Consider the following 20,517-nt stretch of genomic DNA (forward strand, 5'->3'; position numbering starts at 1 on the left):
TCACTTTAGTTCTTGAAAATATTCGACAAAATTTGTTAATTCAATTTCCACTTGTTCACCTGTAGCCATATTCTTTAGATTAATTTTATTATTCGTAAGTTCCTCGTCACCTAAAACTGCTACATATTTTGCATTCAGACGATCAGCTGCTTTAAATTGCGCCTTAATTTTTCGGTTTAAATAATCTCTTTCTGCTGAAATACCTGCTAACCGAAGCTTTTGTAAAAGCCCTACCGTGTAGTCCTTTGCTTGGTCGCCAAGGGAAGCAATATAGCAATCAATGCCTTGCTTGACTTCTAGGTCAATTCCTTCAGCATTTAGTGCAGCAATAAAACGTTCAATACTCATGGCAAAGCCAATTCCCGGTGTCTCTGGACCGCCCATTTCTTCCGCTAAACCATTATAGCGGCCGCCGCCGCAAAGGGTGGTAATGGCACCAAAGCCCTCAGCATCACTCATAATTTCAAAAGCAGTGTGATTATAATAATCTAAACCGCGAACCAGGTTTGGATCCACTACAAACCCAATCTCTAATTGTGTTAAATACTGCTGTAGTTTTTCAAAATATGCCTTAGAGTCACCATTTAGATAATCAATAATCGATGGTGCAGATTTCATTAATTCATGATTGTGATCCTGTTTGCAATCCAGAATTCTCAATGGGTTTTTTTCTAAACGATTTTGACAGTCTTGACAAAACTCTCCGATTCTTGGTTGAAAGTGATTCACTAATGCATTACGGTGAGCATTCCTGCTCTCCTTATCCCCAAGACTATTGATCACAAGCTTTAATTTTTTCAAACCCATTTCCTTGTATAAATTCATCGCAAGTGAAATGACTTCTGCGTCAATGGCCGGGTCATTACTGCCCAATGCTTCAATGCCAAATTGTACAAACTGTCTGAAGCGTCCTGCCTGCGGACGTTCATAGCGAAACATTGGTCCCATATAATAAAGCTTTACAGGCTGATTGGGATAGCCGAACATCTTCTTTTCTACAAATGACCGTACCACGGCAGCTGTTCCTTCTGGTCTTAATGTGAGGCTGCGTCCGCCGCGATCTTCAAATGTGTACATTTCTTTCTGAACGATATCTGTGGTATCTCCAACACCCCGTGCGAACAGATCTGTATGTTCAAAAATCGGAGTCCGAATTTCTTGATATTGATATTTTTCACAAAGCTCTCGAGCTTTTGCTTCGATCAGCTGCCATTTTTCAACCTCTCCTGGCAGAATGTCCTGCGTGCCTCTTGGAATGCTAATAGACATAAAGAATTCCTCCTTACTGTTACTTTTATAGGTAAAGCATTGTATAAAAAACAAAAAACTCCCGTCCCTTGTATAAATACAAGGGACGGGAGTTATATTCCCGCGGTGCCACCCTAGTTGAAGGCAAATTTCTGCCAACCTCTTTTACAGTTAACGCCTGCTCACGTTCTTCTCCTACTAGGGCAACGTTAGTTCCTTTTCAGAGAGAAGCCTACGGAGTGTTCATTCATTAAGAATCATGCAGAAATGCTTTCAGCCTAAGGCATTTCCTCTCTTTTCATGTTTTACCTTAATTACTATGCTCCATCACTGGTTCTATGCATGTATTGTATTTATATTATATTACGGAGCATTGAATCCATTGTCAAGAAGGATTTAGGATCTTTCCAAATGTTTTTTCAACTTTCTTACATCACCGATCGTTAGTCCAAATTCGGAGGCAAGCTCAAAAGTAGTATTATGCTGTTCACTTTGAATAAAATCATGAAAGTCTACACCAAAAAGCCTGCTATCCATTGATTGAATGCTATTTCCTTTGTCGCTCGATCTCAATCCCATCACCCCATCATCTTCTTCTATTGTTTTATTATTTCCATCTCGCTAAAAAACTTACATGCGAAAGAAAATAACCGTTTTTTTCACAATAAAGGAATGATTTCCATCCCTTTTTACGATAAAATGAAAGATATTGTGAAGGGAGAGAATAGATGATAAAGAGATTTAACCTTCTGGTAATATGTTTCACCTTGTTTTTTGCAGTATTCCTTCCACAAGAAAAAAGTGTGGCAGCAACCGGTTCTGTTACCATTGCTGAGTCTACTGTGAATATTCGAAGTGGCCCAAGCTTAAGCTATCAGCTGGTGAAACAAGTAAAAAAGGGAGAAAAATTCACGATAATCAAAGAACAAGGAGATTGGATCCAAATTCAGCTTTCTGGTTCGAAATCAGGCTGGGTTGCCAATTGGGTAGTTACAAAATCAGCTAATGGATCGACGATTACCACATCTAACAAAAAATCGGCTGCACAAGCCAATACCAATCAATTAAGAGTGCGTTCAGGTCCAGGGACCAGCTTCCGGATTATAGGCTACTTATCGAAAGGACAAGCTGTTACTGTTCTAGACGATAATGAAAATTGGTTGAAGATATCTGCTTCATCAATTGGGGAAGGCTGGGTTGCACGAGAATACATAGATTTTAAAACTACTACTAGTAATTCTTCGAAAGAGGAAGATACAAGTATTTCCATCGGGACAGGGATTGTTACAGATACATTGAATATGAGGAAAGAACCTTCCGCCACTGGAACAGTAATAGGAAAGCTGGCTAAAGGGACTTCAGTTAGTATTTATTCAAAAAAGAACAATTGGCTGGAGATTAAGTATCGCGATCAAAAGGCATGGGTAAGTGCCGATTATGTTCAAATGGGTAATCAAAGTCAGCCTTCCAACACGAATGCTGGAAGTATTGGGACTGTTACAGCAAGCAATCTTAGTGTTCGCAGCAGTTCTTCCCTAAACGCCGAAATAATAGGCTCCGTTTCTAAAGGACAGAAGTTTACCATTTTAGACGAAGTAAATAACTGGGTGAAAATTGAATTTCAACCAGGAAAAATAGGCTGGGCAGCTGGTTGGTATTTCAATAAGGATAAAGAAAGCTCAAGCTCGCTTACCAAAAATAGCAGGATTACTATTTTACATGATGGAACCAATATTCGAAAAGATCCTAGTGTTCAATCAAATGTCCTGCTGCGAGCAAATGAAGGCGAAAGCTTCCCCATTAAAAGCCTATCAAACGATTGGTACGAAATCATTCTGCCAAATGGCACGACGGGATATATTGCGGGATGGATTGTTTCCACAAATGGAACAGGACCAGGGATTGATAAACAAGGAGCAGAAGGCCATTTAAAATATAAAACGATTGTCATTGACCCTGGCCATGGGGGTATTGATACTGGGGCGACCGGTACAGGAGGCACACTTGAAAAAGAATTAACCTTAAGAACCGCCCAGCTATTGTCGGATAAATTAAAAGCCGCGGGAGCAAATGTATTTCTCACAAGAAGCAGTGATTCCTATCTTCCCCTTCCTTCAAGGGTAAGAATGGCAAGTGTTCATCAGACAGATGCCTTCATCAGTCTGCATTATGATAGCAGCATAGATCGAAATATTCGCGGGATGACAGCCTATTATTATCATTCTTATCAAAAAAAATTGGCTGAGTCTGTTTATTACTCTACCAATGCCCAAACAAAATTAAAAAGCCGCGGTATCCGCTCAGGTGATTATCATGTTGTTCGTGAAAACAAAAGACAAGCGGTACTTATGGAATTAGGCTATATCAGTAATTCAGCAGAAGAAATGACACTTACTTCCGGTCAATTTCAAGAAAGTGTCGCAACAGGGTTATACAACGGCTTGGCAACGTATTTTAAAGAAAAATAAGAGCTTTAGGTTTTAACAATATACATTAGGAATACAGCCAAAATAAAAAAATGCTTGGCAGCTAGTAAGTGCCAAGCATTTTTTAACCTTTACTATCAACGATTAGTGTAACAGGACCATCATTGATTAATTCAACATCCATCATCGCTCCAAAGATTCCCGTTTCAACCTTGATACCTTTTTCACGTAATAAACTGTTAAATACTTCATATAGTTGATTTGCCTGTTCCGGCCTTGCTGCTTCCATGAAATTCGGTCTTCTTCCTTTCCGGCAATCACCATACAAGGTGAATTGAGAGACAGAAAGGATTTCACCGCCGACCTCCAATAGAGATAAATTCATTTTACCGGCTTCATCCTCAAAAATCCGTAGATTTGCTACTTTATCAGCTAAAAAAGCGGCATCCTCTTCTTTATCATCATGGGTTACGCCAACCAGGAGAACAAGGCCCTTAGAAATCTCACCAGTAATCTCTCCGTTAACAGTCACCTTTGCATTTTTACTGCGCTGTACAACAACCCGCATTTTACCTTAACTCCTTAATTCATAATCCGGCGAACCGAATAAATATCTGGGATCTGTTTAATGCGTTCTACCACCTTCTGCAAATGGCTAACATTGTGAATCGCAATCGACATAATAATGGTCGCCATTTTATTGCGGTCAGATCTGCCAGAAACAGCGGAAATATTTGTTTTCGTTTCATTTACCGCCTGCAGAACCTCATTCAGTAAGCCGCGGCGATCATAACCACTTATCTCAATATCGACATTATACTCTTTTCGGTCATTTAAAGAGGATTCCCACTCAACAGGAATTAACCTTGCTTGCGCATCATTTGAATCAATATTGGTACAATCTGCCCGATGAACCGATACACCGCGGCCCTTTGTAATAAAGCCGACGATTTCGTCACCTGGAACTGGATTGCAGCATCGGGATAAGCGGATTAATAAATTATCAATTCCAGCAACACGAACTCCCGATTCCCTTTTCTTTGTTGAAGGGAAAGCCTTCATATCTGAAATTGCATTTGTGATGGTCGCGGATTGCTCCTGATCACGCTTTTTCCGCCATTTTTCGGTTAATCGATTGGCTACTTGTAGTGCTGTAACCCCATTATAGCCGACAGCAGCATACATATCGTCTTCATTGGCGAAATTAAACTTTTCAGCTACCTTTTTCAAGTTATCAGCAGTTAAGATTTCCTTTAAATCAAATTCCATGGCACGGATTTCTTTTTCAACAAGCTCCCTGCCCTTATCGACGTTTTCATCCCTGCGCTGTTTCTTAAAGAATGCACGAATCTTATTCTTAGCCTGAGACGTTTGAGCTAGCTTTAACCAGTCTTGACTTGGTCCATAAGAATGCTTGGATGTAAGGATTTCGATAATGTCACCTGTTTTGAGACGATAATCCAGCGTTACCATTTTCCCGTTCACTTTTGCCCCAATCGTTTTATTGCCGATTTCAGAGTGAATTCGATAAGCAAAATCAATCGGAACAGAACCTGACGGTAATTCAATGACATCTCCCTTTGGAGTAAAAACAAAAACCATATCAGAGAATAGATCAATTTTTAATGATTCCATAAACTCTTCTGCGTTCGCCGTGTCATTTTGGAATTCAAGAATTTCTCTAAACCAAGTTAATTTTTGTTCATAAGAAGTAGTATCACTTAGTGCTTTCCCTTCTTTATATGCCCAATGAGCAGCAATACCGAATTCAGCAATTCGGTGCATTTCAGATGTCCGAATCTGAACCTCTAGTGGATCACCCTTTGGTCCAATAACCGTTGTGTGAAGTGATTGATACATATTAGGCTTTGGCATCGCAATATAGTCTTTAAACCTTCCAGGCATAGGCTTCCAGCATGTATGAATAATTCCTAATACTGCATAGCAATCCTTAATACTATTCACGACAATTCGAACTGCCAGCAGGTCATAAATCTCAGTAAATTGTTTATTTTGCTGGACCATTTTGCGATAAATGCTGTAAATATGTTTTGGTCTTCCAGAAAGCTCAGCATTTATGGACACTTCCTTCATCCTGCTGCTGACCTCGTCCATTACATCGACTAAGTATTGCTCCCTTTCCGCCCGCTTCTTTTTCATTAAGTTCACAATACGGTAATATTGCTGTGGATTTAAATATCTTAATGCAGTATCTTCCAACTCCCACTTAATCTTAGAAATACCAAGGCGATGGGCCAGAGGAGCAAAGATTTCAAGTGTTTCATTTGAAATCCGGCGCTGCTTCTCAACTGGAAGGTGTTTAAGCGTCCTCATATTATGCAAACGATCGGCAAGCTTAATCAAAATAACGCGGATATCCTGAGCCATTGCCACAAACATTTTTCTGTGGTTTTCTGCCTGCTGTTCCTCATGTGATTTATATTTAATTTTTCCTAATTTCGTAACCCCGTCGACAAGCATGGCCACTTCGTCATTAAATTCAGTTTCGATGTCTTTTAAGGTAACATCGGTGTCTTCAACAACATCATGGAGAAAACCGGCGGCGACCGTTGCAGGATCCATCTCCAAATCCGCCAGAATCCCAGCAACTTGAATAGGATGAATAATGTAAGGCTCCCCAGATTTTCTATATTGTTCACGATGAGATTGTTTGGCGAATTCATATGCTTTCTGAACAAATTCACAATGCTCTTCGTTTAAATAGGCCCGCGTCTTGTCGATGACTTGTTCGGCGGTTAGCACTTGATCGTTCGCCATAAAATCACCTTATTTTTCGTCTCATTTTTTATAATTGAATGTTGATATATTATTACTAATTATTAATGAATGTACCTATTATCGAAAAAAAAACATCAGATGTAAAGGGATTGATATTTATTTTACAGTATTTTAAGAAAAAAGTGTCGAAAAACAACTAATTACTACCATGAACCGTTCTCTTCTTATAACAAGAGAGCACTCCTTCACGAGTGCCCTCATTATTATTAATAATTCAACAATGTCATGATGTCGTAGCCATCAAGTTTCTTACGGCCATCAAGGTAGGATAATTCAATCAGAAAAGCAATTCCAGCAACCACACCGCCAAGCTGTTCAACTAATTGGATTGTTGCTTCAATCGTTCCACCTGTTGCTAACAGGTCATCTGTAATCAGAACACGCTGCCCCGGCTGAATGGCATCCTTATGAATGGTTAGGACATCACTGCCATATTCTAACCCGTAGCTGACTTTAACAGTTTCTCGTGGAAGTTTACCTTCTTTACGAACCGGTGCAAAACCAATACCAAGGGCATAGGCTACAGGACAGCCGATAATGAATCCTCTTGCCTCTGGTCCAACAATTAAATCAATTTGCTTATCCTTTGCATAAGCAACAATCTGGTCGGTTGCATATTTGTACGCAGCGCCATTGTTCATTAGCGGCGTAATATCCTTGAAGGAAATACCTGGTTTTGGGTAATCCGGTACGATTGCTATAAATTGCTCTAAGTTCATTACTTAACTGCCTCCTCAATAGTAACTGATTCCTCTATAACCTGGTCAAACCAGCTCTTTAATTGCTGAAAGGATGAAAATAATAAATCTCTTTCAAGTGCATACTGAGCATGTTTGGTTTGGTAGGTAATTGAATCAGTAAGGTCACGCTTTTGTGATTGTTTATTCAATGTAATAAATCCATTGTTAATTGTAACAAAATCTAGTTCAGAAAACACCTTTGACATAAAAGTGACGGTTTCTGTCGACCAGCCGCGTTGCTTTGCAATTTCATCCCCATAACGGCCTAAATCAATAGGGCCTCTTTTTAATAATAAGGCGTAAAACCATTTAAAATGGTCCCTAGTAGGTATGGTGCTAAAGAAATCGCTGGATTCTTTATAGAAATATGCATAAATACGGGCTGGCGGTTTTCCATTAAATAAGTGGCAAAGAATGTCTTTCGATGGCGGCAAGTCAACAAGAACAACATTTGCCTGATGAGAATCAAATGCTTTGGCCTCGGCTTCATCTTGTATGAGTATTGCCTCACTCGAAAGTGCAGGGTCAATTTTAGTAAGCTGGTCCCTGTTAAAAATAACATATTTTCGATTTTCTTTAGGAATAGATTGAGATAGTGAATGAATACGTTTGTCACCGCGGTGATCAAACAATTGCCACGACTCAACTGCAACATCCTGAATAAAAATTTGTGGTTTACGAATATTATTCCACTCATTGATGGCTAATTCACCAATTAACGAAATTTTTGATGCTGGTGAAATTTGGTCGACTAACTGCCCAAGTCCAAAACCAATTCCATCTAAGTTCGCACCATTCTCATTTACCATTATTTTCAGATGATTTTGCTCCGAGCCTATCTTTCTAATTGTGGAGATTTGAACATCATGAATTAAGACCTTCGGCTTAGGATTGTCCATTCCGAATGGAGCAAGTAAATGTAATTCATCTAGAGAAGCTAAGTTGATCTCTTCAATATTTATTTGATGATCAAGTAAGGTAATCGGAACAAAGTCATCATCTGTTAACTGTTCATTCGCAAGAATATTTAATCTATGTCGCAGTTCTGAAACATTGTCTAATTCTAAGGTCATCCCCGCTGCCATTGGATGTCCTCCAAAATGTGGCAGGATATCCCGACAGGTTGATAGGTTTTTAAACAAATCAAACCCGGTAATACTGCGAGCAGAGCCCTTTGCCAGACCTTTTTCTTTGTCAAAACTAAGAACAATCGTCGGCCGGTAAAATCTTTCCACTAACCGAGAAGCAACAATCCCAATGACACCGGCATTCCATCCTTCTTTCCCAATCACCAATACGGAGTTCGAATCGATTGGATAATTTTTTTCAACCTCTTCTATCGCTTCTTGAGTAATAGAATTGACAATGGACTGTCTAGTCTTGTTTAATTCATCCATTTCTTGTGCTAAGGCTTCAGCTTCAAAGTGATCATCTGTCAATAATAGCTCAACTGCCATATCGGCGTCCCCTAATCTGCCAACAGCATTAATTCTTGGCGCCAGAGTGAAGCCTATGGTTTCTTCGTTAATATTTTTTGGATCAACACTTGCTACCTTAAATATAGCTTTTAGCCCTTTGTTGGAGGTCACTTTTAATTTCTCCAAACCTTTTTTTACAATCAGGCGATTTTCATCTTTCAAAGATACTAAATCCGCAATCGTACCGATAACGGCGATTTCTAATAAGTGCTCGGGAAGTTCCCCATATAAGGCATGGGCTAATTTAAAAGCCACTCCTACCCCAGCTAACTCACGAAATGGATAACTACTATCAGGCAGTTTCGGATGTATAATAGCCAGTGCTTCAGGTAAAACCGGACCTGGCTCATGGTGATCGGTAATAATTAAGTCAAGACCCAGTTCATGCGCAATTGCTGCTTCATTTACGGCAGAAATACCTGTGTCTACAGTGATGATTAACTTTATTCCTGATTCAGCTGCACGGCGAAAGGCAGGTTCATTCGGTCCATATCCTTCCGTGAAACGATTTGGAATATAAAATTGGACATTGGCACCCAATTCTCTTAGGGTAACCATTAACACGGTGGTGCTGCTTACACCATCCGCATCGTAATCTCCAAATATTAAGATAGGTTCTTGATTTTCAATTGCTTTATGAATTCTATTTACAGCTATATCCATACCTTTTAACAAAAAGGGATCGTGGAATTGTTCTTTCCCAAATAAAAAATACCGTGCTGAATCAACGGTATCCATTCCTCGGTTGATAAGCATCGACGCAACAAGCGGCGTTATTTTCAATTCAGTTTCGAGAGTTTTTATTAATTGCTGATCGGATTTACGAACAATCCATCTAGTTTTCGACTTTAACATGCGTTCACCCCTCAGACTTTACTATTATACAGGAGTGATTTAGAGCTTTCAATCATGGATATTTTGCCAATAGAAAAAAACCGCAGGAGAATCTGCGGTCTTTTCTATGATTAAACTTGCGGCTCATCAGAGTACACTCTTTTTTCTTTTACTGTTTTAATGGTACCCTTCTTTTTCAATTCCTTTGCTTTTATAACAACCCAAAGGTTTGTCGCAATGAAGACTGAAGAATATACACCAGAAATTAATCCTACTAATAAAGCAATGGAGAAGTTTTGAATCGATTCATTACCAAAGATAACCAACGCAACAACAGTAAATGTTACAGTAAGCACTGTGTTAAATGAGCGTGTTAATGTTTGTCGAACACTTACATTGACAACCTCTGCAATTTCGTCGAAGGTCTTGAGGCGCTTTTTCTTATTCAAGTTCTCGCGCATCCGGTCGAAGGTTACAATGGTATCATTAATTGAATAACCAATAATTGTTAACACAGCGGCAATAAAGGTTAAGTCCACTTCCAGTCTAGTGAAACTGAAGAAGGCAAACATGAAAAATGCATCGTGTAACAAGGAAGCAATAGCAGCAACGGCCATGGCAAATTCAAATCGGATGGTTACATAGATAATAATTCCGATTGAAGCGATAATGAGTGCGACGACACCATTTTTCGCTAGTTCTTTTCCGACTGTTGGTGAAACAGTACTTACATTAGGATCAGCACCAAATTCTTTATGAAACTCCGCTTTTAACTCAGCAATTTCGTCTTTTGATAATACCCCTACTAATCTGGTTGAGGCTCTGTCTTTATTATCGCCAGAAATAACAATACCTTCTGTTTCTAAATCAAGTTTAGCAAATGCACTTTCCACCTGTTCGGTTGTAAGTGGTGCATCTGACGATACATCAATCCGTGTACCGCTTGAAAAGTCGATGGAAAGGTTCAGACGGAATATAAGAATTAATACTAATCCAACAGCAAGAAGCGCGCCTGAAATCATAAAGAATAGTTTTCTATATTTTACAAAATCAAACCTGTCCCATCTTGTTGGAAGATCAATTGTATCAAAGTTTTCTTTAATATCCTTAACCGCTGATTTTTTCACACTAAACCAGCCAATCCGTTTATTTAAGAAACCGCTATTTACCCATAAACCTAGTAATAGACGTGATCCATACACAGCTGTAATAAAGCTTAGCAGAATACTCACCAATAACATGGTGGCAAATCCTTTAATTGAGCTTGTCCCGTAAAAGAACAGAACAGCTGCAGTTAACATTGTTGTTAAGTTAGCGTCAAGGATGGATGTAAAAGCATTTTTGTTACCTGCCTGAAATGCGGATTTTACCGATTTGCCTACCTTAAGTTCTTCCCTAATCCGTTCAGCGGTGATGATGTTCGCATCGACAGCCATACCCACCCCGAGGATAAGAGCAGCGATTCCCGGCAAGGTTAATACGGCATTCATCCAATCAAATATTAACAGCACAAGATAAATATAGGCAGACAAAGTAATAACAGCAATCAAACCTGGGAAACGATAGTAAAACAGCATGAATAAGAAGATAATAGCCACACCGATTATACCTGCGAAGATCGTTTCATTTAATGCTTCTTCACCAAATTGGGCTCCGACAGAGGTAGAGTATACTTCAGTTAGTTTAACAGGAAGGGCACCGGCATTTAGGAGCGAAGATAATTCTTGTGCTTCCTCCACGGTAAAGTTTCCTGTGATAGAAACTGTATTTTGATTAAATACCTCTCTTACAGTTGGTGCAGATAAAAATTTAGGATTTTCCTTTGTGATTTCTGTTTTAAAGGAATCTTTTCCTTCCTCGAAGTCAAGCCAAATAACTAAAAAATTGTTTGGTGCCATACTTACAATTTCTTCTGTAACACTTTTGAATTTTTCTGCACTTTTTAATTTTAAGGAAACACTAGGTGCTCCATTCTCATCAAAAGTTTGTTTTGCGCCATTCTCAGCTAAGTCGGTTCCGTCCATCATGATCCGGTCATTGGCATCACGGAAGGTTAGGTTTGCTTGTGTAGATAAAATATCCCGTGCTTCATTTTGGTCGGTAACCCCTGCAAGCTGAACGCGAACACGATCTACTCCCTCAACTTGTATAGTCGGTTCATTCACACCGAGGACGTCTATACGCTTAGTCAGCGCTTCAGCCGTACTTGCTAATGTATCTTGGGTTACTTTCTCCCCTTTTTTTACAGTTTCAACCTTATACAGGACTTCAAAACCACCCTGAAGGTCTAATCCTAACTTAATGTCTTTTAATATACCATTCGTTGTTAATCCCATTGTACTTCCTATTAGTAATATAACTAGCAGGAAAGCGATAATTCTACTGCGCTTAACCATTATGTAATGTTCCTCCTTAGGGCTTAAACCAAAGTACTGCCATGTAAATGCCATATAGTAATAAACGTTGATTTTATTATGAAATAGTTTAGAAATGCTGTCAATTTATTCTAAGAAAGTTGTTATCACTATTTATTTCAATAACTCTTTCCATTCATTTTCATCTTCTAATTTAAAATCATTGTTTTTATACATTTCTATCGTTGTAAAGCTTATATAATCACTGACCTTAACGGAGAGTATATCATCGATAATCTCATAAAGTCTTATTTCTTCTTTAACCTTCTTCCATTTCTTTTTTAATAAAAATTCCCAAAGATTGCTTTCTGATACATCAATATAGCCAAGCAAGCGAAACTCCTCCAGTTTGCTTACTAATGCAGGCTTTACCTGGGTGTGAAAATGATTGTATGCGTGGCTTTTCTCCAATGCAGCTGCCTCCCTAGACTTAAGTCCATCTCAATTGTTTTTAAAATAGGCTGTTTATGAAATGATTGTTGTTAAAATCTTAAAGCCGATTTTAACCTGGAAATAGTTATTTTGCACTTTAGAATTTAGTTTGCAGTCTCTTTTCTTATTGGAATTATTCTATTTTCTGCGGAAACTTAGCATAAACATTAAATTGTTCCATCAAGCCACAAAGTTTAAGAAAAGGGCCTTAAATAAAAAACACCTTGTCATGCTTTGTCCACCCTTATGCATATAGATTAATTGTATATGAATTCTTCTTTTTTGAGAAGGTGGGAAGTAGGATGTCAAAGTTTTTAAAAGGGACTTTTATCCTGTTAATTGCAGGATTAATAACGAGAGTACTAGGTTTTATTAACAGAATTGTCATAGCACGAAGTATTGGTGAAGAAGGGGTCGGCCTCTACATGATGGCTTTTCCCACTTTTATCCTTGTGGTAACCTTAACACAAATGGGACTCCCGGTTGCGATTTCAAAGAATATCGCCGAGGCCGAGGCAAAGGGAAATCATCAAGAAATAAAAAAAATTCTTGTTGTTTCACTAGCTATCACGATTTCCTTATCACTCATTTTTACCCCAGCGTTAATTCTATTAGCACCTATACTATCTACCACTCTCTTTACTGACCCAAGAACGTATTATCCGTTAATCGCAATCGCGCCAGTTGTCCCAGTCATTGCCGTCTCCTCTGTCTTGAGAGGCTATTTCCAAGGCAGACAAAATATGAGACCATCTGCTGTATCGCAGATCTTAGAACAGCTTGTTAGAATTACCCTGATTGCTGTCATGACAAAAGCTTTTCTTCCATATGGAATTGAATATGCCGCGGCGGCTGCAATGGTCGCAGCCATCGTTGGGGAAGTAGTTTCTTTAGTCTATCTCATGACCGCGTTTAAATTAAAGAAAAGATTTAAACTTCGAAAGAATTTCTTTCAATTTGTTCATTCAGGAAAGAAAACATTTAAGGAGTTAATGGAAATTGCCCTGCCAACAATGGGCAGCAGAATGATTGGGTCTGTCGCTTGGTTCTTTGAACCGATTGTTGTTGCCCACAGTTTAGCAATTGCTGGAGTTGTTGCGGTTGAAGCAACGAAACAATACGGTTCATTAACTGGTTTTGCCATGCCATTATTATTACTGCCTTCATTTATTACTTATTCGTTAGCCACTTCCCTTGTCCCTGCCATAAGCGAAGCGAATTCACAAAAGAACAATCAATTGATTGAACATCGTTTGCAGCAGGCGCTGCGTTTTGCCTTTTTAACGGGAGGATTATCGGTTATCGTCCTATATGTTCTAGCCGATCCACTCATGCAGCTTATGTATGGCTCGACAAAAGGATCTTATTTTATTCGAATAATGGCCCCTTTCTTTTTATTTTATTATTATCAGGGTCCGCTGCAGGCAGTATTGCAGGCATTAAATCTAGCTAGAGCTGCTATGATTAATAGTTTAATTGGTGCGGTTGTAAAAACAGCTGTAATCTTCTTACTTGCCTCACAGCCTTCATTTGGAATAACAGGAGTTGCCTTAGGCATTATCGTAGGCTTTGTATTAGTAACTGTTCTTCACTTTGCGACTGTATTGAAGAAGATTTCATTTAGTTTTTATATAAGGGATTACCTGAAGGGTGCCATTGTTATGGGTATCTCCGCTTGGATCGGTTACTGGTTATTCAATCACATCCTGTTAGGCGAACATCTAGTAATCAGAGTTCTATCTGCTGCTAGCGGCATGTCGTTCGTATATATTTTTCTGCTCATTCTTGCTGGCTTAATTAAAAAAGAAGAACTGAGAAGAATTCCGATTATCCGTAATATCATACCGGTTTAAACAGATAAGAAGACACTCCTTAGGAACGTGTCTTCTTACCTTTCGTCTATAATGTCTACAAAGAACTTTCCATTTTCATAGCTGCAAAATGATATTTTTCGAACATCTTGATAACCCATTTTTTGTAATTCCCGGCGCAGCCAAAAATTTGTTTTGTCGATCCGCTTTAAATTTTCTTCCTCAATCTTCCCATCAATAATTAAGGGAATGGTAATATCCCCTTCTTGGGGCTGTCCATCTTTGTTATACTTTTTTTCGATCACAGAAAGGCTTCCTGAGGATTCTAAGATGGCAAACTCCACATCACCTATACTGCGGATATCCTTTTCTCTTAATTGTGTCAATAAATCATCAAAGTTGTAGCGCTGCTTTCTCATCGCATCTTCATCAATTTTTCCTTTGTTAATAATAATGGTGGGTTTCCCATCTACAAAATCACGAAATCTTTTGCTTTTTAACGATACTTTTGCCATGACTATCTGGATAAACATTAATAAAATCATGGAGAGGGAAGTGGTCGTAATTGATTGTTTAGGATTTTCAATCGCAATTATGGCTAACTCACCAATCATGATAAAAACGACAAGATCGAGAATACTTAACTCTCCTATTTCACGTTTTCCCATTAAGCGAAAAATGATCAGGATAAGTACGTAAAAAAGTATTGTTCGGAAAATAACCGTTAAGTATTGTTCCACAACTGTCCGCCCCTTTGTTTAGCACTCTAGGTTATTGTTCGCTTTTTCGGCTTAATCATTTAAGGAATATTATCCCATTAAAAATAAGAAGTTTTTATTCTATTTTAAAAAGCCGGGAATATGCTTGTACTAGGTAAGAATCTGTTTATCTAAGATTTACAACACAAAGATAAATAACGTAAGGGGGAGAGTATGATCGAATCAAAAAGCTTTGGTACAGCTATTTTGTACGGGTTAATTTTTATTTTCTTATTTGCCATCGTCAGTAGCGCCATATTTGCCTTAATTCTTAACTTTACCTCAGTTCGAGAAGTTTCACTTCAATATGTTGTAACAGCTCTATCGTTTATCGGGGTATTTGGAGGAGGATTTTTGTCTGGCGGTAAACGCAAGCAGAAAGGGTGGCTGATAGGTGGTTTAACAGGCCTGATTTATAGCCTGATTGTATTTTTATCCCAATACCTAGGCTACGACCGCCTTTTTGATGCAGAGCAAGTAATCTACCACGTTTGCTATACGTTAATCGCGATGATGGGTGGAATTCTAGGGGTAAATATTTCAACTAATAATTCAAGGACAGCATAAATAAAAGGAAGCCAGTTAATTGGCTTCCTTTTGTGCGTTCTACTTATCTAATGAAACTTCTGCAGTTGTTGATGTTTTTGCTGATTCTGTTACTTCACGAATCGCATTTCTGTCAAATGTAAGACGGCTTCCGTCTCCACATTTAATCACAGCTTTATTTTCATCGATTGAATCGATAAAGCCATGTAAACCGCCGATCGTGACAATTTTATCACCTTTTTTCAATTCGTTTTGCATTTGTTGTACAGCTTTTGTACGTTTTTGCTGTGGACGAATCAGTAGGAAATAAAATAATACAAACATTAGAATTAATGGAATGATTGAACCAAGTCCTTGCATGTTGTTCCCTCCTTTCAAATAGTATCTATTAGAAATTTTTCGCGTTCGGTTTATTAAAACCATAACGTTCAAAAAACTCTTCGCGGAAATCACCAAGCCTATCCTCTCGGATTGCTTGTCTGACTTTCTCCATTAATCTTAACAGAAAATATAGATTATGATAAGATGTTAATCGAATTCCGAAGGTTTCATCGCATTTAATTAAGTGACGAATGTATGCCCTGCTATAGTTACGGCAAGTATAGCAATCACAATCAGGGTCCAGCGGTCCAAAATCTTTCGCAAATTTAGCATTCTTTACCACCAAACGTCCAGTACTTGTCATCAATGTACCATTCCTGGCAATTCGGGTTGGCAGGACACAATCAAACATATCAATCCCGCGTATTGCCCCATCAATCAAGGAATCCGGTGAACCAACACCCATAAGGTATCTTGGCTTATTTGCCGGCAGCAGCGGAGTCGTAAATTCAAGCACTCTATTCATGATATCCTTAGGCTCACCAACAGATAGACCACCTACTGCATAACCAGGAAAATCAAGTGACACAAGGTCTTTTGCACTTTGCTTACGAAGTTCTTCGTACTCTCCACCTTGAACAATTCCAAATAGTCCTTGATCATTAGGTCTTTGATGAGCATTCAAACAGCGCTCAGCCCAGCGAGAAGTTCTCTCTACTGATTTTTGCATGTATTCATATGTTGCTGGATATGGCGGACATTCATCAAATGCCATCATAATATCGGAACCAAGGTCATTTTGAATTTCCATTGCTTTTTCTGGTGATAGAAATAGTTTCTCACCACTCATATGATTACGGAAATGAACGCCTTCTTCTTCTATTTTACGGAACTCACTCAAACTGAAAACCTGGAAACCGCCAGAGTCGGTTAAAATCGCCCGGTCCCAATTCATAAACTTATGAAGACCGCCAGCTTCCCTGATAATCTCATTTCCAGGACGAAGCCATAAATGGTAGGTGTTGCTTAAGATAATGCCTGCACCCATTTCTTTTAAATCTTCGGGAGACATAGTTTTTACTGTTGCAAGCGTTCCTACTGGCATAAATGCAGGTGTATCAAAGGAACCATGAGGTGTATGTACTCTTCCTAAGCGGGCACCCGTTTGCTTACAGGTTTTAATAAATTCATATCGAATCGCAGTCAAATATTTTTCTCCTTCCTTTCGGGTTAATCAAAATGATTAACCTCGTTCACCTAAATAATCAGCATGGCGTCGCCAAAGCTGAAAAAGCGATAGCGTTCGTTTACCGCAGTATTGTATGCATGCAAGATATGTTCTCTTCCTGCCAGCGCACTAACGAGCATAATCAACGTTGATTTTGGCAAGTGAAAATTAGTAATCATGCCATCGATCGCCTTAAATTGATACCCTGGATAAATAAAGATATTGGTCCATCCACTGCTTGCCGTGAAGCTGCCATTGTTTTCGGAAGCGATAGTTTCAAGCGTTCGGGTTGATGTGGTCCCCACCGTAATAATTCTGCCGCCATTTTTCCGCACTTCATTTAACAACCTTGCAGTCCCTTCGGTAAGCATATAAAATTCCGCATGCATATCATGTTCGAGCACATCCTCAACACTTACAGGCCTGAAAGTACCGAGCCCAACATGAAGGGTAATAAATGCAACGTGAACACCTTTTTCTCTCACTTCATTTAACAGCTCTTCCGTAAAATGAAGTCCTGCTGTTGGAGCAGCAGCTGAACCAGGTTCACGCGCAAACACAGTTTGATATCGATCTCTGTCATCAAGCTGTTCTTTTATATAAGGCGGTAAGGGCATCTCACCAAGCTGATCTAGAATCTCATAAAAAATACCCTCATAATTGAACTCCAATACTCTTCCGCCATGTTCAGAGGTACCTGTACAAACAGCCGTAAGCAATCCGTCACCAAAATCAATTTCTGTTCCCTCTTTGACACGCTTAGCAGGCTTTACAAGTGTTTCCCAGTGATCACCTTCAAGCTGTTTTAAAAGTAATACTTCAATTTTTGCGCCGGTATCCTTTTTTACACCAAAAAGGCGTGCTGGGAGTACCTTCGTATCGTTTAATACGAGGCAATCTCCTTCACGCAAGTATTCACCAATATTTTTAAAAATTTCATGCTTAAGTTCGCCTGTTTCCTTATTAACAACCATTAACCTGCTATCTGTCCGGTTTTGAAGCGGAACTTGAGCAATTAACTCTTCAGGCAAATGAAAATCAAATAAATCTACCTTCATATAAAACATCCCTACTTATTAAAATTACTGTTTTGGCGGCTCCATACCAAAATGGTGATAGACTGATTCCGTTACCATTCTTCCTCTAGGTGTTCGCTGCAAAAAGCCAATTTGCAGTAAATACGGTTCATATACATCTTCAATGGTTTCAGACTCTTCTCCGATAGAGGCTGCAATTGTATCTAAACCAACAGGACCACCACGGAATCTTTCAATAATTCCCTTTAGGAGCTTATGGTCGATATGGTCAAGCCCCAGTTTGTCTACCTGCAGGAGCTCTAAAGACTTCCTCGCCAATGCCAAATCGATTTCCCCATTTCCTTTCACTTGGGCAAAGTCCCTTACCCTGCGTAGTAAACGGTTGGCAATTCGAGGGGTTCCCCGCGCTCTTCTTGCAATCTCGGCAGCCGACTGGTCATCTATTTTTGTTTCAAATAAATCTGATGTTCTTAGTACAATATTTTTTAGTTGGTCTTCCTTATAATACTCGAGTCTGCTCAAAACTCCAAATCGATCGCGAAGTGGAGCTGATAAGGAGCCAGCCCTAGTGGTTGCACCCACAAGTGTAAACGGCGGCAAATCAAGTCTTACAGACCGAGCACTTGGACCTTTGCCAATGACGATATCGAGGCAAAAATCCTCCATCGCCGGATAAAGAACCTCTTCAATCTGCCTTGGAAGACGGTGAATTTCGTCGATAAACAACACGTCACCGGGTTCGAGGGCTGTAAGGATCGCAGCCAAATCACCAGGCCGTTCAATTGCGGGGCCAGAGGTTGTTCGAATATTCACACCCATTTCATTGGCAATAATGACAGCCAGCGTTGTCTTTCCTAATCCAGGAGGCCCATAAAGAAGTACATGATCTAATGTTTCCTTACGGAGTTTTGCAGCCTCAATGAAAATCTCAAGACTTTTTTTCACTTGATCCTGGCCAATATATTGTTTTAACGTTTGCGGCCGGAGGCTTTGCTCTAAGGAGATTTCGTTCTGGTTTGCTTCACTAGAAATAATTCTCTCATCCATGAATAATCACCTTATTTTAATAGCCGCTGCAGGGCTTTTTTAATATATTGGTCGGTTGATAACTGCTCTTTCTTTAACTCAGATGAAATCTTCTTCACTTCTTTGTCAGAATAGCCAAGTGCTTTTAAGGCAAGTACTGCCTCTTCAAATGCATGATTGGTTGACTTTGCTGCGGCTGTGAACGTATCCGCATTAAATAGATTAGGGAAATAATCAGGAACAACATCCTGCAATTTTCCTTTTAAGTCTAGAATCATTTGTCTTGCTGTCTTTTTTCCGACTCCTGGGAATTTTACAAGGAAGCTTTCATCTTCATTTTCGATAGCAGAAACAACTTGCTGTACTTCACCAGAAGCCAAAATCGCCAGTGCCCCTTTCGGCCCAATCCCAGAAACATTCAACAATTTTGTAAAAAGCTTTTTTTCTTCTCGTGATTCAAAACCGTATAACGCCATTAGGTCTTCGCGAACATAATGATATGTATAGACAGTAACAATAGTATTTATTTTACCAGAATAAATAAACGGATTCGGCGTTGAAATTTGATAGCCTATACCATTATTTTCTATCACTAGATACTCAGGACCAACAAACTCAACGGTTCCTTTAATAAATTCGTACAATCGCTTTCTCTCCCTCAGCGTTTCATGTACTCCATTCTACCACATAATTTTAATGGATTTGTAAAAGAACGCTGGGTTAAGGAAGAATAAAAATATTCAGTGAAATAAAATAGCGGCCAAGTGTGAGGCCGCTGGTTATTCCACGAGCTGGTTCTTTACTGCATAAAGTGCAGCCTGGGTACGGTCTTGTAATTCTAGCTTTGACAATAAGTTGGAAACGTGTGTTTTTACAGTTTTTTCTGTTATAAATAGCGATGAGGCAATTTCCTTATTACTTTTTCCTTTAGCTATTTCTTTGAGAACATCCAATTCTCTTTTCGTTAACTCGGAAAGTAAATTACCTTCCTCTTTTTTGTTGGATAAATTAGCTAGCAGATGCGAGGTAGCTTTCGGATGAAGCTGATTTTCACCAGCCATAATCTTTTTAATACTTATAATTAGTTCATCCGGCTCAATGTCTTTCAACTGATATCCGGACGCACCCGCCTCTAATGCAGGTATGACATGATCCTGATCAGAAAAGCTGGTTAACATCATAATTTTTATTTCCGGCAGTTCACTTTTTATCAGTTTTGTCGCCTGAATTCCATCCATCTCCGGCATAACAAGGTCCATCAGAATAAGGTCAGGTTTCAATCTACGTGCCTGTTCAACCGCTTCCTTGCCATTTGCTGCTTCTCCGATAATTTCAATATCACGTTGTGTTTTTAGAAAAAATGCCAGCCCCCGTCTAACCACATGATGATCATCTGCTATCAAAATTCGAATCCCCATT

General features: G+C 39.2%; 18 protein-coding genes and 1 other annotated feature. Of the genes, 3 read left to right on the forward strand and 15 right to left on the reverse strand.

All coding sequences use genetic code 11. The features are described 5' to 3' along the window. Both hisS and V7108_RS13450 read right to left on the reverse strand, forming a co-directional pair. Complete coding sequence (hisS, locus tag V7108_RS13445; RefSeq protein ID WP_335568507.1) at positions 1-1,269, reverse strand: histidine--tRNA ligase; 1,269 nt, start codon at positions 1,267-1,269, stop codon at positions 1-3. A gap of 78 nt (positions 1,270-1,347) precedes the next feature. Next, positions 1,348-1,588 (reverse strand) — a binding site (T-box leader). 56 nt (positions 1,589-1,644) lie between these two features. Further along, positions 1,645-1,821 (reverse strand): hypothetical protein, encoded by a 177-nt coding sequence (locus tag V7108_RS13450; RefSeq protein ID WP_165903056.1) that lies wholly within the window; start codon positions 1,819-1,821, stop codon positions 1,645-1,647. Positions 1,822-1,976: 155 nt separating this feature from the next. Between V7108_RS13450 and V7108_RS13455 the strand changes: the two genes are divergently transcribed. Continuing rightward, positions 1,977-3,716 carry an SH3 domain-containing protein gene (locus tag V7108_RS13455; protein WP_335568508.1) on the forward strand — a complete coding sequence of 580 codons (1,740 nt, stop codon included), beginning with the start codon at positions 1,977-1,979 and terminating at the stop codon, positions 3,714-3,716. An 82-nt stretch (positions 3,717-3,798) separates the two neighbouring features. Here the strand turns inward: V7108_RS13455 and dtd are convergent, their stop codons facing one another. The 6 genes from dtd to V7108_RS13485 form a co-directional block, all read right to left on the reverse strand. Continuing rightward, the gene (gene dtd, locus V7108_RS13460) at positions 3,799-4,242 is read right to left on the reverse strand and encodes a D-aminoacyl-tRNA deacylase (RefSeq protein WP_335511927.1); all 444 of its coding nucleotides are present in this window, start codon (positions 4,240-4,242) and stop codon (positions 3,799-3,801) included. 14 nt (positions 4,243-4,256) lie between these two features. After that, positions 4,257-6,452, reverse strand: coding sequence for a RelA/SpoT family protein (locus tag V7108_RS13465; protein WP_335511925.1), 2,196 nt, complete (start codon positions 6,450-6,452; stop codon positions 4,257-4,259). Between the two features lie 227 nt (positions 6,453-6,679). Then, positions 6,680-7,192, reverse strand: a complete 513-nt coding sequence (locus tag V7108_RS13470) for an adenine phosphoribosyltransferase (RefSeq protein WP_335568509.1) — start codon at positions 7,190-7,192, stop codon at positions 6,680-6,682. Then, positions 7,192-9,546: a single-stranded-DNA-specific exonuclease RecJ gene (recJ, locus tag V7108_RS13475; RefSeq protein WP_335568510.1), complete on the reverse strand. Its 2,355-nt coding sequence runs from the start codon at positions 9,544-9,546 to the stop codon at positions 7,192-7,194. Before recJ ends, V7108_RS13470 begins: the two co-directional genes overlap by 1 nt. Before the next feature lie 110 nt (positions 9,547-9,656). Beyond that, a complete protein-coding gene (gene secDF / locus V7108_RS13480; protein WP_335568511.1) occupies positions 9,657-11,921 on the reverse strand; it encodes a protein translocase subunit SecDF in 2,265 nt (754 codons plus the stop codon). A gap of 132 nt (positions 11,922-12,053) precedes the next feature. Beyond that, positions 12,054-12,350, reverse strand: coding sequence for a post-transcriptional regulator (locus V7108_RS13485; protein ID WP_335511917.1), 297 nt, complete (start codon positions 12,348-12,350; stop codon positions 12,054-12,056). Between the two features lie 323 nt (positions 12,351-12,673). Between V7108_RS13485 and spoVB the strand changes: the two genes are divergently transcribed. Further along, the gene (gene spoVB, locus V7108_RS13490) at positions 12,674-14,224 is read left to right on the forward strand and encodes a stage V sporulation protein B (protein ID WP_335568512.1); all 1,551 of its coding nucleotides are present in this window, start codon (positions 12,674-12,676) and stop codon (positions 14,222-14,224) included. Between the two features lie 35 nt (positions 14,225-14,259). Here the strand turns inward: spoVB and V7108_RS13495 are convergent, their stop codons facing one another. Next, positions 14,260-14,922, reverse strand: coding sequence for a DUF421 domain-containing protein (locus V7108_RS13495; protein ID WP_335568513.1), 663 nt, complete (start codon positions 14,920-14,922; stop codon positions 14,260-14,262). Between the two features lie 192 nt (positions 14,923-15,114). On the opposite strand from V7108_RS13495, the gene V7108_RS13500 reads away from it, so the two are divergent. Further along, positions 15,115-15,507 (forward strand): TIGR04086 family membrane protein, encoded by a 393-nt coding sequence (locus V7108_RS13500; RefSeq protein ID WP_335511802.1) that lies wholly within the window; start codon positions 15,115-15,117, stop codon positions 15,505-15,507. A 39-nt stretch (positions 15,508-15,546) separates the two neighbouring features. Here V7108_RS13500 and yajC read toward each other — a convergent pair whose 3' ends face one another. The 6 genes from yajC to V7108_RS13530 all read right to left on the reverse strand — a co-directional run bounded on the left by yajC (position 15,547) and on the right by V7108_RS13530 (position 20,516). Further along, positions 15,547-15,846 carry a preprotein translocase subunit YajC gene (gene yajC / locus V7108_RS13505; RefSeq protein WP_335511800.1) on the reverse strand — a complete coding sequence of 100 codons (300 nt, stop codon included), beginning with the start codon at positions 15,844-15,846 and terminating at the stop codon, positions 15,547-15,549. 28 nt (positions 15,847-15,874) lie between these two features. After that, positions 15,875-17,014: a tRNA guanosine(34) transglycosylase Tgt gene (tgt, locus tag V7108_RS13510; protein ID WP_335511798.1), complete on the reverse strand. Its 1,140-nt coding sequence runs from the start codon at positions 17,012-17,014 to the stop codon at positions 15,875-15,877. 50 nt (positions 17,015-17,064) lie between these two features. After that, positions 17,065-18,093, reverse strand: a complete 1,029-nt coding sequence (queA, locus tag V7108_RS13515) for a tRNA preQ1(34) S-adenosylmethionine ribosyltransferase-isomerase QueA (RefSeq protein WP_335568514.1) — start codon at positions 18,091-18,093, stop codon at positions 17,065-17,067. A 24-nt stretch (positions 18,094-18,117) separates the two neighbouring features. Further along, a complete protein-coding gene (gene ruvB / locus V7108_RS13520; RefSeq protein ID WP_335568515.1) occupies positions 18,118-19,119 on the reverse strand; it encodes a Holliday junction branch migration DNA helicase RuvB in 1,002 nt (333 codons plus the stop codon). Between the two features lie 11 nt (positions 19,120-19,130). Continuing rightward, positions 19,131-19,742, reverse strand: coding sequence for a Holliday junction branch migration protein RuvA (gene ruvA, locus V7108_RS13525; RefSeq protein ID WP_335568516.1), 612 nt, complete (start codon positions 19,740-19,742; stop codon positions 19,131-19,133). A gap of 135 nt (positions 19,743-19,877) precedes the next feature. Continuing rightward, positions 19,878-20,516, reverse strand: coding sequence for a response regulator transcription factor (locus tag V7108_RS13530; RefSeq protein WP_335511790.1), 639 nt, complete (start codon positions 20,514-20,516; stop codon positions 19,878-19,880). Position 20,517 lies beyond the last annotated feature (1 nt).

Origin of the sequence: Neobacillus vireti, assembly GCF_036962345.1 — a bacterium.
In the GTDB taxonomy this organism is placed as follows: Bacteria; Bacillota; Bacilli; order Bacillales; family Cytobacillaceae; genus Neobacillus; species Neobacillus vireti_A.

Excerpts from the sequence above, each read along its gene's own strand:
- hisS (WP_335568507.1), bottom strand. The coding sequence starts at position 1,269 with ATGTCTATTAGCATTCCAAGAGGCACGCAGGACATTCTGCCAGGAGAG.
- V7108_RS13455 (WP_335568508.1), top strand. The coding sequence starts at position 1,977 with ATGATAAAGAGATTTAACCTTCTGGTAATATGTTTCACCTTGTTTTTT.
- dtd (WP_335511927.1), bottom strand. The coding sequence starts at position 4,242 with ATGCGGGTTGTTGTACAGCGCAGTAAAAATGCAAAGGTGACTGTTAAC.
- V7108_RS13465 (WP_335511925.1), bottom strand. The coding sequence starts at position 6,452 with ATGGCGAACGATCAAGTGCTAACCGCCGAACAAGTCATCGACAAGACG.
- V7108_RS13470 (WP_335568509.1), bottom strand. The coding sequence starts at position 7,192 with ATGAACTTAGAGCAATTTATAGCAATCGTACCGGATTACCCAAAACCA.
- recJ (WP_335568510.1), bottom strand. The coding sequence starts at position 9,546 with ATGTTAAAGTCGAAAACTAGATGGATTGTTCGTAAATCCGATCAGCAA.
- secDF (WP_335568511.1), bottom strand. The coding sequence starts at position 11,921 with ATGGTTAAGCGCAGTAGAATTATCGCTTTCCTGCTAGTTATATTACTA.
- spoVB (WP_335568512.1), top strand. The coding sequence starts at position 12,674 with ATGTCAAAGTTTTTAAAAGGGACTTTTATCCTGTTAATTGCAGGATTA.
- V7108_RS13500 (WP_335511802.1), top strand. The coding sequence starts at position 15,115 with ATGATCGAATCAAAAAGCTTTGGTACAGCTATTTTGTACGGGTTAATT.
- yajC (WP_335511800.1), bottom strand. The coding sequence starts at position 15,846 with ATGCAAGGACTTGGTTCAATCATTCCATTAATTCTAATGTTTGTATTA.
- queA (WP_335568514.1), bottom strand. The coding sequence starts at position 18,093 with ATGAAGGTAGATTTATTTGATTTTCATTTGCCTGAAGAGTTAATTGCT.
- ruvB (WP_335568515.1), bottom strand. The coding sequence starts at position 19,119 with ATGGATGAGAGAATTATTTCTAGTGAAGCAAACCAGAACGAAATCTCC.
- V7108_RS13530 (WP_335511790.1), bottom strand. The coding sequence starts at position 20,516 with ATGGGGATTCGAATTTTGATAGCAGATGATCATCATGTGGTTAGACGG.